This is a genomic window from Janthinobacterium sp., assembly GCF_031995485.1.
In the GTDB taxonomy this organism is placed as follows: Bacteria; Pseudomonadota; Gammaproteobacteria; order Burkholderiales; family Burkholderiaceae_D; genus Janthinobacterium.
In genome coordinates, this window is sequence record NZ_DAMAGB010000009.1 from 1 (window position 1) to 13,100 (window position 13,100).

General features: G+C 66.1%; 11 protein-coding genes and 1 pseudogene. 7 read left to right on the plus strand and 5 right to left on the minus strand.

The window, feature by feature from the left end; all coding sequences use genetic code 11:
- A pseudogene (locus RTQ46_RS08420) lies at window positions 1-189 on the minus strand (IS1595 family transposase); the annotation flags it as partial.
- Between the two features lie 93 nt (window positions 190-282).
- On the opposite strand from RTQ46_RS08420, the gene RTQ46_RS08425 reads away from it, so the two are divergent.
- The 3 genes from RTQ46_RS08425 (at window position 283) to RTQ46_RS08435 (ending at window position 2,093) form a co-directional block, all read left to right on the plus strand.
- Window positions 283-1,140 (plus strand): helix-turn-helix domain-containing protein, encoded by an 858-nt coding sequence (locus RTQ46_RS08425; RefSeq protein WP_312435843.1) that lies wholly within the window; start codon window positions 283-285, stop codon window positions 1,138-1,140.
- A 199-nt stretch (window positions 1,141-1,339) separates the two neighbouring features.
- Window positions 1,340-1,627, plus strand: a complete 288-nt coding sequence (locus RTQ46_RS08430; protein ID WP_312435845.1) for a hypothetical protein — start codon at window positions 1,340-1,342, stop codon at window positions 1,625-1,627.
- Between the two features lie 28 nt (window positions 1,628-1,655).
- The gene (locus RTQ46_RS08435) at window positions 1,656-2,093 is read left to right on the plus strand and encodes a MipA/OmpV family protein (protein WP_312435846.1); all 438 of its coding nucleotides are present in this window, start codon (window positions 1,656-1,658) and stop codon (window positions 2,091-2,093) included.
- An 11-nt stretch (window positions 2,094-2,104) separates the two neighbouring features.
- Here the strand turns inward: RTQ46_RS08435 and RTQ46_RS08440 are convergent, their stop codons facing one another.
- From RTQ46_RS08440 to RTQ46_RS08450, 3 genes are all read right to left on the minus strand, one after another.
- A complete protein-coding gene (locus RTQ46_RS08440) occupies window positions 2,105-3,466 on the minus strand; it encodes an ATP-binding protein (protein ID WP_312435848.1) in 1,362 nt (453 codons plus the stop codon).
- Entirely contained in the window at window positions 3,463-4,128 is a 666-nt protein-coding gene (locus tag RTQ46_RS08445; protein WP_312435849.1) for a response regulator transcription factor, read from the minus strand. The genes RTQ46_RS08440 and RTQ46_RS08445 overlap by 4 nt, the downstream gene beginning before the upstream one ends.
- Window positions 4,129-4,219: 91 nt before the next feature.
- On the minus strand, window positions 4,220-4,822 hold the full coding sequence (locus RTQ46_RS08450) for an MSMEG_1061 family FMN-dependent PPOX-type flavoprotein (protein ID WP_312435851.1): 603 nt from the start codon (window positions 4,820-4,822) through the stop codon (window positions 4,220-4,222).
- 95 nt (window positions 4,823-4,917) lie between these two features.
- On the opposite strand from RTQ46_RS08450, the gene RTQ46_RS08455 reads away from it, so the two are divergent.
- Window positions 4,918-5,730 carry a helix-turn-helix transcriptional regulator gene (locus RTQ46_RS08455; protein WP_312435852.1) on the plus strand — a complete coding sequence of 271 codons (813 nt, stop codon included), beginning with the start codon at window positions 4,918-4,920 and terminating at the stop codon, window positions 5,728-5,730.
- 16 nt (window positions 5,731-5,746) lie between these two features.
- Here the strand turns inward: RTQ46_RS08455 and RTQ46_RS08460 are convergent, their stop codons facing one another.
- Window positions 5,747-7,432, minus strand: coding sequence for a methyl-accepting chemotaxis protein (locus RTQ46_RS08460; protein ID WP_312435854.1), 1,686 nt, complete (start codon window positions 7,430-7,432; stop codon window positions 5,747-5,749).
- 226 nt (window positions 7,433-7,658) lie between these two features.
- Between RTQ46_RS08460 and RTQ46_RS08465 the strand changes: the two genes are divergently transcribed.
- The 3 genes from RTQ46_RS08465 (at window position 7,659) to RTQ46_RS08475 (ending at window position 13,024) form a co-directional block, all read left to right on the plus strand.
- Complete coding sequence (locus tag RTQ46_RS08465; protein WP_409518308.1) at window positions 7,659-10,106, plus strand: DUF3772 domain-containing protein; 2,448 nt, start codon at window positions 7,659-7,661, stop codon at window positions 10,104-10,106.
- Between the two features lie 147 nt (window positions 10,107-10,253).
- Window positions 10,254-11,969, plus strand: coding sequence for an NAD+ synthase (locus RTQ46_RS08470; protein WP_312435857.1), 1,716 nt, complete (start codon window positions 10,254-10,256; stop codon window positions 11,967-11,969).
- Window positions 11,966-13,024 (plus strand): bifunctional nicotinamide-nucleotide adenylyltransferase/Nudix hydroxylase, encoded by a 1,059-nt coding sequence (locus RTQ46_RS08475; RefSeq protein ID WP_312435858.1) that lies wholly within the window; start codon window positions 11,966-11,968, stop codon window positions 13,022-13,024. Before RTQ46_RS08470 ends, RTQ46_RS08475 begins: the two co-directional genes overlap by 4 nt.
- The last annotated feature ends 76 nt before the right edge of the window (window positions 13,025-13,100 follow it).

Genomic DNA, 13,100 nt, shown 5'->3' on the forward strand with positions numbered 1-13,100 from the left:
ACCGTGCCGGTGGATATGCGTGGCGCCGCAGGAAGGACAATGCAGGCTGGCCTGCATTGTCTGCTCGATCAGGGTGATGGCGGCATCTTGCGCCGCACCGTCCTGCAGCAGGGCGATGCCGGCCAGGCGCTGGCGCTGCGACAACTGCGAGAATTGCGCGATGAAGGTCTGCCACTGGACTGGGTGCATGATCGTCTCCTGAAAGAAGATTTCTGATCAGTTAGACCTCAGCAATGTCAGAATGTTTCAACCTTTTTCGCTGACATAGCCTAGAATTTCCACATGCCCCATCCCGCCGCCACGCGCCTGACGCGTTTGATTGCTCCACCGTATGCGCTGTCGTCCTGCGTGCGCGCGCTGGTCACGCGCAGCACCGTCGAGTCTCCCTTGTGCGATCCGCGCGACCGCTACAATCACTCGCCGGCCACGCCGCTGTGCACGATTGCCTGGTTTGTCGAGGGCGAAGGCGAACTGGTGGTGCCCGGCGGCCAGCCCCCGGCGCCAGCCCCGGTGCGCGCCGTATTTGCCGGCCCGCAGACGCAGCCGACCACCAGCTGGAATCCCGGCCCGGTACGCCTGTTCATGGTGATGTTCTATCCGCAGGCGCTGCAGGCGGTCAGTGGCATCGACATGGCCGCCTGGGTCGACCGCTGGGCGCCGCTGGACGAGGTGCTGGGGCAGCAATGGCAGCCACTGTCCGATGCGATCTTGGGCGCGCCCGATGACGCTGCGCGGCTGGCGCTGCTGGAACAGTTTCTGGCGCCGCGATGGCAGGCGGCACGGCCACGGGGAGCCGGCGCGGCGGCCGGCGATTGGGTGCGCCACCTGGCCTGGCAGGCGGCCGATACGGCAATGGGCCGCAGCGTGCGCAATATCGAGCGGCGCATCAAGGCACGCGCGGGCCAGTCGATGCGCAGCCTGTTGCGGCTGCGGCGCGCCGAGCAGTCGTTTTTCGATGCGCGCGAGCAGGCGCTGGGCGGCGGCGTCAATCTCGCCGATGTGGCCGCGCAGGGCGGCTATGCGGACCAGGCGCATCTGTCGCGCGAGGTACGCGAGATTACCGGGCATAGTCCCGGCAAATTCCTGCGCCTGCTTGATTCCGAGGATGAGAGTTACTGGATTTACCGGATCTGGGTCTAGGCTATCGGCATGGCCAACAATGTTGTCGGATTACGCGCTTGCGCGCTAATCCGACCTACGTCTTGTGAGTCGCGTAGGTCGGGTTAGCCGGCACGGCGTAACCCGACATCACCGTAACCCGACATCACCGCTAACAATTTCTTAATCGCCAACAGGCATGCTGTGTCTCTGTTTCCACCGCCTGAAAGAGACCCACAGCATGACTTATCCGCACACCGTATTTTCCCTGTTGTTCGCATCCAGCCTGTCGCTGGCATGGCCGGCCGCGCAGGCTCAGGTGCCCGCGCCCTCGCAATGGGGACTGGGCCTGGGCGCGGGCCTGGACCGCAAGGCGTATCGCGACTTCGACAACGACGTCCAAGCCTTGCCGCTGCTGCTGTTCGAGAACCGCTATGTCAGCTTTTTCGGCACCACGCTCGACGCAAAGCTGCCATCGAGCGGTCCGCTGTCGTTGCGCCTGCGCGCGCTATGCCAACGATGGCTATGAGGCCAAGGATTCGCCTTTCCTGCGCGGCATGGCCGAGCGCAAGGGGGGCGTGTGGGTTGGTGGCGCGGTGACCTGGCGCGGCAGCGTGATCAATGCCTCGGCCGAAGTGCTGGCCGCCACCGGCGACGCCGAGGGCAAGCGCGTGCGGCTGGAACTGAACCGCCAGTTCCAGGCCGGCGCCGTCACCATCACGCCGCGCGTGGCGGCGCAGTGGCAGGATAAAAAGTTTGTCGATTACTACTATGGCGTGCGGACGTCCGAAGTGCGTGCCGGCCGCGCCGCGTATGCGGGCGATGCGGCCACCAATGTCGAACTGGGACTGCGTTTCGGCTATGCCGTGGCGCCGCGCCACACTGTGTTTGTCGACCTCAGCGCGACGGGCCTGGGCAGCGCCATCAAGGACAGTCCGCTGGTGGACCGTTCGAACCAGGCCGGCATCAAAGCCGGCTATCTGTACAGTTTCTAGCCATGTGGCTATTAAGGCGCAGGAAAGACGACGCGCACGCAAAAGCCGCGTCCATCGAGGCCGGCGCCGGTGACAATGGCCGCGCCGTGCAGGCGGGCGATGCCGGCGACCAGCGACAGGCCGATACCGCTGCCGCGCCCGCGATTGCCCTCGATGCGGTGAAAGCGGTTGAAGATCAGCGCGCGCTCGGCCTCGGGCACGCCGGGGCCGTCGTCGGCGACCTCGAGATATGACTGCCGCGTGGCCATTTCTTCCACTTCCAGCTCGCCACAGGCAATGCGCACGCGCCCGCCGGGCGGCGCGAAGCGCAACGCGTTGTCGATCAGGTTGCGCAGCAGGATGCCGATCTCGTCGATATCGCAGGCGATCTGGCACGGCGCGGCGGCGATGATCAGATTGCGCCCTTGCTGTTCGGCAAACACGTCGAATTCGCGCACCACGTGCACCGCCAGTTCGCTCAGGTCGGCCCGTGCCGCGTGGGCCAGGTGGGTGCCGGCGTCGAGCCGGGCCAGGTCGAGCAATTGCTCCGACAAGCGGGTGCTGCGCTGCGCCACCGCCAGCAGCTTGGTCAGCGCCGCATCCTTCTCGGCCATCGTGCTGGCGCGCAGCGCGACCTGCGCCTGCGCCTGCAGCGCCGACAGCGGCGTGCGCAATTCGTGGGCCGCGTCGTCGATAAAGCGCCGCTCGCCCTGCACTGCCTGGCCCACCTGGTCGAGCAGATGGTTGAACGAATTGACCAGCGGATGCAGCTCGGCCGGCAACTGCTGCAGCGGCAGCGGCGTAAGGTCGAATTTTTCGCGGCGGCGCAGGGCGGCGCCGATGCCGACGACCGGGCGCAGCGCGCGTTGCACGGCCCACGCCATCAGCGCGCCGCCCAGCAGCAGCAACAGCGTGCTGATGCCCAGCACGCTCAGCACCTTGAGCCTGATTTCGGCGTCGATGGTACTACGCAGGTTGCCCACCTGCGCATGGATGGTGCCGCTGCTGTCGGTTACCGAATACACGCGCCATTCCTGGCCATCGATCAGCGTGGTGCTGAAGCCGTCGATGAAGTCCGGCCGCAATGGCGTGAGCGGCGCGTCCGGCGCGCGCACCACCAGGCGCGTGCGTTTGCTCCATACCTGAAAGCTGGTATCGCTGTCGTACGATGGCTTGTCGTCGGGCGGAAACACGGCAGGCTTGACGGCATCGAGCGTGCTGAGGCCAGGTGGCATGGAATGCAGGATCCGGTTGCCGATATTGCGCAGATCATTGTCCCAGGCAAAACCTTCACCGCGCGTGGTATAGGTGACGGCCAGCGCCAGCACCAGCGCCCAGCAGAGGGCGATACAGCTGCCGATGACCAGCAGCATGCGTGCGCGCAGCGACCTCATGAAGCGCTCCCGTCGATCATGTAGCCCTGGCCGTGCACGGTGGTGATCAGGCTGTCGCCGAGCTTGCGCCGCAGCTGGTGGATAAAGACCGCGATGGTATTGCTCTCGATCGCGCTGGCGCCGCCATACACCATTTCGTGCAGGTAATCGCGGGTCACAATATGGCCGGGCCGCTCCAGCAAGGCCAGCAAGGTGCGGTATTCGTGCGCGCTCAGGGCGACGCGCTGGCCGGCGCGCGTGACCACCCGCTTGCCGAGGTCGAGCTGCACCTCGCCGCAGGTCAGTAGCGGCACCACCCTGCCCTGGCTGCGCCGGATCACGGCCCGCATGCGGGCCCACAGTTCATCGAACTGGAACGGCTTGACCAGGTAATCGTCGGCGCCCGCATCGAGCCCGGCGATGCGCTCGCTGAGCTGGCCGCGCGCCGTCAGGATCAGTACCGGCGTCACGTCGTAGCGGGCGCGCATGGTCCGGAGCAGGCTCAGGCCCGATTCGCGCGGCAGGCCCAGGTCGAGCAGCATCACCGCATACTGGCCATCGAGCTGCAGCAGCCGGGCCGAGGCCGCGTCAAAGGCATGATCGATGGTCCAGCCATTCTGGCGCGCGCCGTCGCAGACGGCCTCGGCCAGCATGGCATCGTCTTCCACCAGTAATATGTGCACGGCAAGCTCTCAAAAATCGGGGTCGGGCGGCCATGGTACCGCGCGCCGATTAATGCCCTGTTAATGCTTGGTTAATGCCTGGTTAATGCCGTCAATACAGGTCGCCGCGCACGGCCGTGTAATACCACTCATCGATCGCGCTGGCCGTGCTGATGTCTTCGCCCGTCATGGCCGCCTTGATTTCGCCCAGCGACGGCACATCCTTGCGGTCGAGCATCGATTCCGGCTGCCACAGTTTGGCGCGGTTGATGGCTTTGCCGCAGTGGAACAGCACTTCATCGATCCGTACCACGATGGCGGTCTTCGGCACGCGTTCGCCTTCGGCCAGCGCCAGCAGCAGATCCGGATGGACGGAAATGGCGGCATGCCCATTGATGCGCATAAATACTTCCAGTCCGGGAAAAATGAACAGCATGCCGATGCGGTCATCGCTTTGCAGATTGGTCAGCGAGGCGATGCGGTTGTTGCCGGGCCAGTCGGCAAAGGCGACCGTCTTGTTGTCCAGCGCATGCACGAAACCCGGCGCGCCGCCGCGCGGCGAGGCGTCGAGGCCCTCGGCATTGCCGCTGGCCAGGCAAAAGAAGGTGGCCGCTTTCAGGTAGCTCAGGTGAAACGGCAGCAGATGGTCGAGCACGCCCTTGACGATCATCTCGGAAGGCGGCGCATACAGTTCGGCAAGGTCAACAGTGGTCATGAAATTCTCCTGGAGGTGGCGATTCAACCAGCACCATAGCGCTGAAATCGTGGCGCTGCTAAGCTATGCGTGCCAATCAATAGCTCAATTACGCCATGCCTTCCGCCGCCCCCTTGGAAATCAAACTGCATCATGCCGTCACGATGGCCGATGGCGAGCCGCCCTTGATTGCCGTCATGGGCAAGGAAAGCGTGCCGCGCGAGTCGGCGCCGCACAGCCATCTGCCGGGCCAGTTGCTGGGCCTGTTTTCTGGCCTGCTGACGGTGCGCACCGACGCCGGCGCCTGGACCATTCCCACCACGCACGCCGTCTGGATACCGTCCGCGTGCACGCATGCGGCCAGGTCGCACGGACCGTTCTCGGGCTGGGCCGTGTATGTGGCGCCGGAACGTTGCGCCGAACTGCCGCCGCAGCCTTGCGCGATCGCCGTGTCGGGCTTGCTGCGCGAAGCGGTGCTGCGCGCGGCGCAGTGGGAGGTCGCGCCGCTGGAGCGCGCCCGCGCGCAGGTGGCGCAAGTGCTGCTTGATGAAATCGCGGCGGCGCCTGTCGATCCGCTGGGCCTGCCGCTGCCGCGCGACGCGCGCCTGCTGCGCATCGCCAGCGCCCTGATCGACGACCCGGCCAATGCGCGCACGCTGGATGAATGGGCGCAGTGGGCTAACCTGGCGCCGCGCACGCTGAGCCGCCGCTTTGCCGTGGAGACGGGCATGAGCCTGACGGCGTGGCGCCAGCGCGTGCGGCTGCTGCGTTCGCTGGAACTGCTGGCCGGCGGGCAGTCCGTCACGGCGGTGGCTTTTGATCTGGGCTACGACAACGTGAGCGCCTTTATCGCGCTGTTCCGGCGCACCTTCGGTACCACGCCGGGAAGGTATTTTGCGCCGGGCCTGGCGGCCATCGAAGCGTCCTGAACAGTCAGAGCCGCCATTAAAACTCTTCCCAATCCGACAGCGCCGGCTCGGCCTGCTGCTGCTTCGGCGGAGTCGATGCGTGAGCCGGCGAGGCCGGCGCCGGCTTGGCCACCGGTACGGTGACAGCAGCGGCCGGCCTGGCGGCGGCTGGCTGGTCGCCCAGCCTGAACACGCTGACCACCTGTGCCAGCATGGCTGCCTGTTCGCGCAGGGCGGCGGCTGCTGCGGCAGACTCTTCGACCAGGGCGGCATTTTCCTGGGTGTCGCTATCCATGTCGTTGATGGCGCGGTTGATCAGTTCGATGCCGGCCGTCTGTTCCGCGCTGGCCGAGGTGATCTCTCCCATGATGTCGGTGACGCGGCGCACGCTGTCGACCAGGTCGGTCATCGAGGCGCCGGCCTGGTGCACCAGGGCGCTGCCGCTGGCCACCGAGTCGGTCGAGTCGTCGATCAGGTGCTTGATCTCCTTCGCCGCGGCGGCCGAGCGCTGCGCCAGGTTGCGCACTTCGGTGGCGACCACCGCGAAGCCGCGTCCCTGTTCGCCGGCGCGCGCCGCTTCCACCGCGGCGTTCAGGGCCAGGATATTGGTTTGAAAGGCGATGCCGTCGATCACGCCGATAATGTCGGTGATCTTGCTCGACGACTGGCTGATCTTGTCCATCGTGGCGACCACTTGCGCGATCACGGCGCCGCCGCGCTGGGCCGCATTCGACGCCGTGTCGGCCAGTACATGAGCCTGGCGCGCATTGTCGGCGTTCTGCTTGACGGTCGAGGTGAGTTCCTCCATCGACGAGGCGGTCTCTTCCAGCGAACTGGCTTCGTGTTCCGTGCGCGAGGACAGGTCCTGGCTGCCGGCCGCCACCTGGGCCGAAGCGGCGGCAATGGTGTCGGTACCGGCGCGCACCGTGCCCACCGTACGGGCCAGGCTGTCGTTCATGGTCCTGAGCGCCTGCAGCAGCTGGCCCAGTTCATCGCGCGACTCGACAATGATGGTGCTGCTGAGGTCGCCTGCGGCCACCGTATTGGCCACCTTCAGCGCTTGCGCCACCGGCTTGGTGACCGAATGGGTGATCAGGTACGACAGCAGCGCCGCACACAGCAGGGCCACGGCCGACAGCCCGATCAGGATGGCGCGCGTGGTGACATAGGTGGCGTGGGCGCTGGCGGCGTTGGCATTGGCTTCCTCGCTTTGCAGGGCGATCTGCTGCGCGATCAGCCGTTTGTACCGGTCCAGCATGGCGCGCACCTGGTCATACATATAGGCGCGGGCGGCTTCCAGCGTACTGGTCCTGACCAGTTCCAGCAGCTGGTCCTGGCCTTCGGCGTAACGCACATGCGCCGCGCGCAGTTGCGCCAGCAGCTCGCGTTCGCGCGGCAGCGTGGCGCTGCGCTCCAGCCTGGCCAGGTCGGCGACGGCCGCCTCGCGCGCGGCCAGTACGGCCGTCACCTGCTGTTGCCGGTCGGTCGGATCGGTGGTCAGCATATTGTTGCGCAGGGCAATCGCGATATCGTTGACGTGGTCCGCCAGCGCATTGGCAATCGCAATCTTCGGCATGCTGTCCCTGACGATATGGTCGGTACCCTGGTTGATCTTGCCCAGCATGGCCAGGCCCAGGAAGGAGATGACGATCAGCATGGCGCTGATGGCGCCAAAGCCCAGCGCGAGGCGTTTGCCGATATGGATGTTGGAGATGAACTTCATGGTGGGCTCGATAAGGTCAGGGGAAGGAGCGGCCTTGCATCTGCGACAGATACGTTGCCTCTGGGTACACAATGCTAGTCTTTTTCATATCGCTTATCCATAGGGCAAACGGCGTAGACCAGCGCCGCAATGGCAGGGGAAATCGGGGCTGCAGCCGCAACTGCGCGTTTTAGGGCGGCAATTTCGGCTATATTGTGCCGACCATCTATCCCACTTCCAGGCGCGCATGATTTCTACCCGACCATTCCGATGTTTGTTTCCTCTCCTGCTGGCGCTGTTGCTGGCCTGTTCCCTGGGTGCCAGCCCCGCCTGGGCCCAGGCCGACGTCGACGCGGCCACGGCCGACCAGCGGCTCGACGTGCTGCGCAAGCAGATCACCACCATCCAGAAAACCCTCGACGGCGACGCCGACGTGCCGGACGCTGCGCTGTCGCAGATGAAGGCCGATGCGCTGGCCGCCAGCGCCGAAGCCGACAAGGTGGCGGCCGATATCGAACCGCAGCTGGCCAGCGTGCAGGCGCGCCTGGCCGAGCTCGGTAAACCGGCCGATGGCGCCAAGGACGCGCCCGACGTGGCGGCGCAGCGCAACCAGCTCGACCGCAGCAGCAGCGCGCTCGATGCGCAGGTCAAGCTGGCGCGCCTGCTGTCGGTCGAAGCGACGCAGGCCTCCGAGCAGGCCACCACCGTGCGCCGCTCGCAGCTGCAGGCGCGCCTGGGCGAGCGCACCTCGTCGATCCTGGCCGGCGCCTTCTGGAAGCAGCTGCACGCCGAATGGCCGCAAACGCATTTGCGCCTGCAGAACCTGGGGAATGAACTGGTCAATGCGGCGCGCACCACGCCGGGGTCCGTCTGGGCCATCATCTTTGTCGGCATCGTGCTGGTGCTGGCGGCCAGCATCTGGATCTCGCGCCATCTGCTGATGCTGACCTCCACGCGTGTGCCGCATGGCCGCCTGCGCCGTTCGCTGCATGCGCTGGCCGTGCTGGTGCTGGCAACTGCCACGCCGGGCCTGGTGGCCGAACTGCTGGCCTTTGGCCTGCGCTGGAGCGGAGCACTGTCCGACAAGACGGGCGTCTTTTTGAGCAGCCTGATCGGCATCATCTGTTTCGCCGGCTTTACAGCCGGCCTCGGCCACGCGCTGCTGTCGCCGAACCGCACCTCGTGGCGCCTGCTGCCCTTGTCGGACGCTCTGGCCGCGCGCATGGGCCGCTACCCGACCGTGTTCGCCTTCGTGATGGTGCTGGTATGGGCCGCCGAGCGCGTCTCGATCGTGATCAACACGGGCCTGTCGACGGCGGTGGCGATCAACTGCATCGTCGCGCTGGTGCTGAGCATTACGGTGGCCTATGGCCTGCTGCGCGCCGAGCGCTGCTGGCGCCAGGTGCGCGCCGCCGATCCGGCGTCGCCCACCACGCCGCTGTGGCTGCGCTGCGTGGTGGTCATCATGTGGCTGGCGCTGGCGGCAAGCCTGGTCAGCCTGCTGGTCGGCTATGTGGCCTTCGGCAGTTTCGTGACCAAGCAGATTACCTGGATCATGGTAGTGGTCTGCACCACCTATCTGCTGACAGTGCTGGTCGATGATGTGTGCATGCTGCTGGCGTCGACCCCGCCGCCACCCGATTCGGCCAATCCTGTCCTGGCCACGCCGAAAGCGCGCGACCAGGCAGCCGTGCTGCTGTCGGGCCTGGGCCGCGCGCTGATCGTGCTGCTGATGCTGATGCTGCTGCTCGCACCGTTTGGCGAAGGCCCGGCCGAACTGTTCCAGCGCCTGGGCAAGCTGCAGGACGGCCTGTCGATCGGCGAAGTGGCGATCCGCCCCGGCTCCGTGATCCAGGCGCTGCTGGTGCTGCTGGTGGGTTACATCGGCGTGGGCTTTTTCAAGCGCTGGCTGCAGAACAGCTACCTGCCAACCACCAACCTCGACTCCGGCATGCAGGTGTCGTTCCTGACCCTGTTCGGCTATATCGGCGGCGTCGCCGCCGTGGCGCTGGCGCTGTCGGCGGCCGGCATCGGCCTGGAACGCATCGCATGGGTGGCGTCGGCCTTGTCGGTCGGTATCGGTTTTGGCTTGCAGGCGGTAGTGCAGAACTTCGTGTCGGGCCTGATTCTGCTGGCCGAGCGCCCGGTCAAGGTCGGCGACTGGGTCTCGCTGGGCGGCGTGGAAGGCGATATCCGCCGCATCAATGTGCGCGCCACGGAAATCCAGATGGGCGACCGCTCGACGGTGATCGTGCCGAACTCGGAATTCATTACCAAGACGGTGCGCAACGTGACCCACGCCAGCCCGCTGGGCCTGGTGCAGATCAAGTTGCCGCTGCCGCTGGGCACGGACGCGGAAGCGGCGCGCGCGCTGATCCTGTCGGCCTTTGTCGACAACCACGACGTGCTCGACACGCCGGCGCCGAACGTGCAGCTCGATGGCATCGATAACGGCAACCTGATGTTCAACGCCACCGGCTTCGCCTCGTCGCCGCGCCTGACTTATGGCATCCGCAGCGCGCTGCTGTTCGAGCTGCTCAAGCGCCTGGATGCGGCCGAAATCTCGATCTCCAAGCCGAGTACCATGGTGCTGAGCACGATACCGGCGCAACCCGAGACGCCGGCCATCTCGGCGGCCGTGCCGGGCGCCACGCCGGCGCCACCGCCACCGTCCACTCCACCACTGACGAGTTGATCGTCCCGCTGCCCCTGAAAGGTTTCACGTGAAACATTTTCAGGGGCAGCATTCCCTTGCACGATTGCATCAGTACCATTTGCCGATTTTCAGGCAGGATAGCGTTTTATGTGCTTAATCATGCGCTTCTGACTGAAGGGAAACACCATGCTCTCGCTTGCCATCGCCCAGCTCAACCTGACCATCGGCGACTTCGACGCCAATACCGCCGCCGTCATCGATCATATGGGTCGCGCCAGCGACCAGGGCGCGCAGATGGTGGTGTTTTCCGAGCTGACCCTGAGTGCCTATTACCCGGGCGACCTGTTCGAAGACGCCGCCTTTTTGCGCGACATGGACGCGGCGCTGGACACCGTGCTGCAGGCCTCCACGCGCTGGCCCGGGCTGGTCACGGTGCTGGGCACGGCGCGTCCGAACCACGGCCATGGCAAGCCGCTGCACAACGCGCTGCTGGCGATCCAGAACGGGCAGATCGTCGCCGAATACTACAAGCAGCTGCTGCCCACCTACGGCATCTTCGACGAAGGCCGCCACTTCGAGGCGGGACCGCCCGTCGCCTGCACGCTGGACGTGGCCGGCCACAAGGTCGGCTTCATGATCTGCGAGGATGGCTGGAACGACGAGGGCAAGGCGTATGCCGTCAATCCGTTTGCCTCGCTGCAGGCGGCCAGGCCGGAACTGGTGGTCAGCATCAACGCCAGCCCGTCGGACATCGGCAAGCGCGCGCTGCGCCACGCCGTGTTCGGCGCCGCCTGCCGCCGCCTGGAGCTGCCGCTGCTGTTCGTCAACCAGGTCGGCGGCCACGACCAGCTGGTGTTCGACGGCGCTTCATTCGCCATTTCGCCGCAGGCCGGGCTGCAGTTCGAGGCGCAGCGTTTCGTGGCGGACTTCCAGCTGCTGCGCTTCGAGGCCGGTCGCTTCAGCCGGCCCGATGGCCAGCCGTTCCCGGTGCCGGACGCCGAAGGTATCCCGGCCGTCGAATTTGCGCGCCGCCAGATCGTGCTGGGTCTCGCCGACTATGCGCGCCGCTGCAGTTTCAGGAAAGTGGTGGTGGGCTGCTCGGGCGGCATCGACTCGGCCCTGACGCTGGCGCTGGCGGTCGAGGCGCTCGGTGCCGAGAATGTGATCGGCATTACCATGCCGTCCGTATTTTCCAGCGCCGGCTCCGTCACCGATTCGATCGCCCTGTGCGAGAACCTGGGCATCACGCTGCTGACGCACCCGATCCGCGACATCGTGGCGCAGTATGAAAGCGGTTACGCGCAGGCGTTCGACGGCAAGCTGGCCGGCCTGCCGCTGGAAAACCTGCAGGCGCGCGTGCGCGGCACCATCCTGATGGAATACTCGAACGCGTTTGGCGCGCTGCTGCTCACCACCGGCAACAAGAGCGAAATCTCGGTCGGCTATTGCACCCTGTACGGCGACACCAACGGCGGCCTGGGATTGATTGGCGACCTGTACAAGACCGAAGTGTTCGCCCTGTCGCGCCATGTAAATGCCAGCGCCGGGCGCGAGCTGATTCCGGTCGCCGTGCTCGACAAGCCGCCGTCGGCCGAACTGGCGCCGGGCCAGCGCGACACCGACAGCCTGCCGCCGTACCCTGTGCTCGATGAAATCCTCAAGTGGCATATCGAGGGCAACCGCCTGCCGGCGCCGGAAAGCGCGCAGGCGCTGGCGTTTGTCGAGCAGCTGCGCGAGAGCGAGGACGGCCGCCGGCTGGTCAAGCGCATCCTCGGCATGGTCGCCCGCAACGAATACAAGCGGCGCCAGGCGGCGCCGATCATCCGCGTGCGGTCACGCGCTTTTGGCAGCGGCCGCCAATTGCCGATCGCCGCCCACTACCCTACCGGAGACGCAGCATGAGTACAGCAGCACCCGTTTTTTCCCTGGATTGCGCGGTCCTGATCGGCCGCTTCCAGCCGTTTCACAGCGGCCATGCCGGCCTGCTGCAGGCTGCATTGGCCAGCGCCGCGCAGGTGGTGCTGGTGCTCGGTTCCGCCTTCCATGCGCGCAGCCCGAAAAACCCGTTTACCTGGCAGGAGCGCGCCGCCATGATCGCCGCCAGCCTGCCCGAGGCGCAGCGCGAGCGCGTGCACTATGTGCCGGTGCGCGATTATTACGATGATGGCCTGTGGGCCGACGGCGTGCGCCGCGCGGTGGCCAGTGCCGTTCCCGGCGTCTCGCGCGTGGGCCTGGTGGCCTGCTTCAAGGACGCCACCAGCTATTACCTGCACCACTTCCCGCAATGGCAGATGCTGAACCAGGAGATCGATTCGAACGCGCCGATCGGCGCCACGGCGATCCGCCAGGTGCTGTTCGAGGCGGAAGACGTCGATGTCTCGCTGGCCGCGCTGGCGCAATTGTTGCCGCAAGCCGTGGCGCAGTATCTGAAAGCGTGGACCATGCTGCCGTGGTATGGCCCGCTGGTGCAGGAACACCGCGCCATCGAAGCGTATAAAACGCGCTGGCGCACGGCGCCGTATGCGCCGATCTTCAGCACCGTCGACGCACTGGTGCAGACGGGCGGCCATGTGCTGCTGATCAAACGCGGGGGTTATCCGGGCAAGGACCTGTGGGCGCTGCCGGGCGGCTTCCTGGAGCCGCGCGAACGCCTGCTGCAGGGCGCGATCAGGGAACTGGCGGAAGAGACGCAGCTGGGCGTGCTGGCGCCGACTCTGGAAGAGGCGCTGGTCGGCGTGGCCGTGTTCGACCATCCCGACCGCAGCCAGCGCGGGCGCACCATTACGCACGCCCACCATTTCAATCTGCAGACCAGCCAGCTGCCGGAAGTCTCGGCCGCCGACGATGCGTCACTGGCGCAGTGGCTGCCGCTGGACTCATTGCCGGCGATGGAAGAGCAGTTCTTCGAGGATCATTTTCATATCCTGAATCACTTTTTGAAGCTGACGCGCGAATAGCGTCTGGATGGGCAGCCAACACTGTTGTCGGATTACGCGCGGCGTTGCCGCGCCAATCCGATCTACGGTGCCTTGG

Excerpts from the sequence above, each read along its gene's own strand:
- RTQ46_RS08425 (WP_312435843.1), top strand. The coding sequence starts at position 283 with ATGCCCCATCCCGCCGCCACGCGCCTGACGCGTTTGATTGCTCCACCG.
- RTQ46_RS08430 (WP_312435845.1), top strand. The coding sequence starts at position 1,340 with ATGACTTATCCGCACACCGTATTTTCCCTGTTGTTCGCATCCAGCCTG.
- RTQ46_RS08435 (WP_312435846.1), top strand. The coding sequence starts at position 1,656 with ATGGCCGAGCGCAAGGGGGGCGTGTGGGTTGGTGGCGCGGTGACCTGG.
- RTQ46_RS08440 (WP_312435848.1), bottom strand. The coding sequence starts at position 3,466 with ATGAGGTCGCTGCGCGCACGCATGCTGCTGGTCATCGGCAGCTGTATC.
- RTQ46_RS08450 (WP_312435851.1), bottom strand. The coding sequence starts at position 4,822 with ATGACCACTGTTGACCTTGCCGAACTGTATGCGCCGCCTTCCGAGATG.
- RTQ46_RS08455 (WP_312435852.1), top strand. The coding sequence starts at position 4,918 with ATGCCTTCCGCCGCCCCCTTGGAAATCAAACTGCATCATGCCGTCACG.
- RTQ46_RS08460 (WP_312435854.1), bottom strand. The coding sequence starts at position 7,432 with ATGAAGTTCATCTCCAACATCCATATCGGCAAACGCCTCGCGCTGGGC.
- RTQ46_RS08465 (WP_409518308.1), top strand. The coding sequence starts at position 7,659 with ATGATTTCTACCCGACCATTCCGATGTTTGTTTCCTCTCCTGCTGGCG.
- RTQ46_RS08470 (WP_312435857.1), top strand. The coding sequence starts at position 10,254 with ATGCTCTCGCTTGCCATCGCCCAGCTCAACCTGACCATCGGCGACTTC.
- RTQ46_RS08475 (WP_312435858.1), top strand. The coding sequence starts at position 11,966 with ATGAGTACAGCAGCACCCGTTTTTTCCCTGGATTGCGCGGTCCTGATC.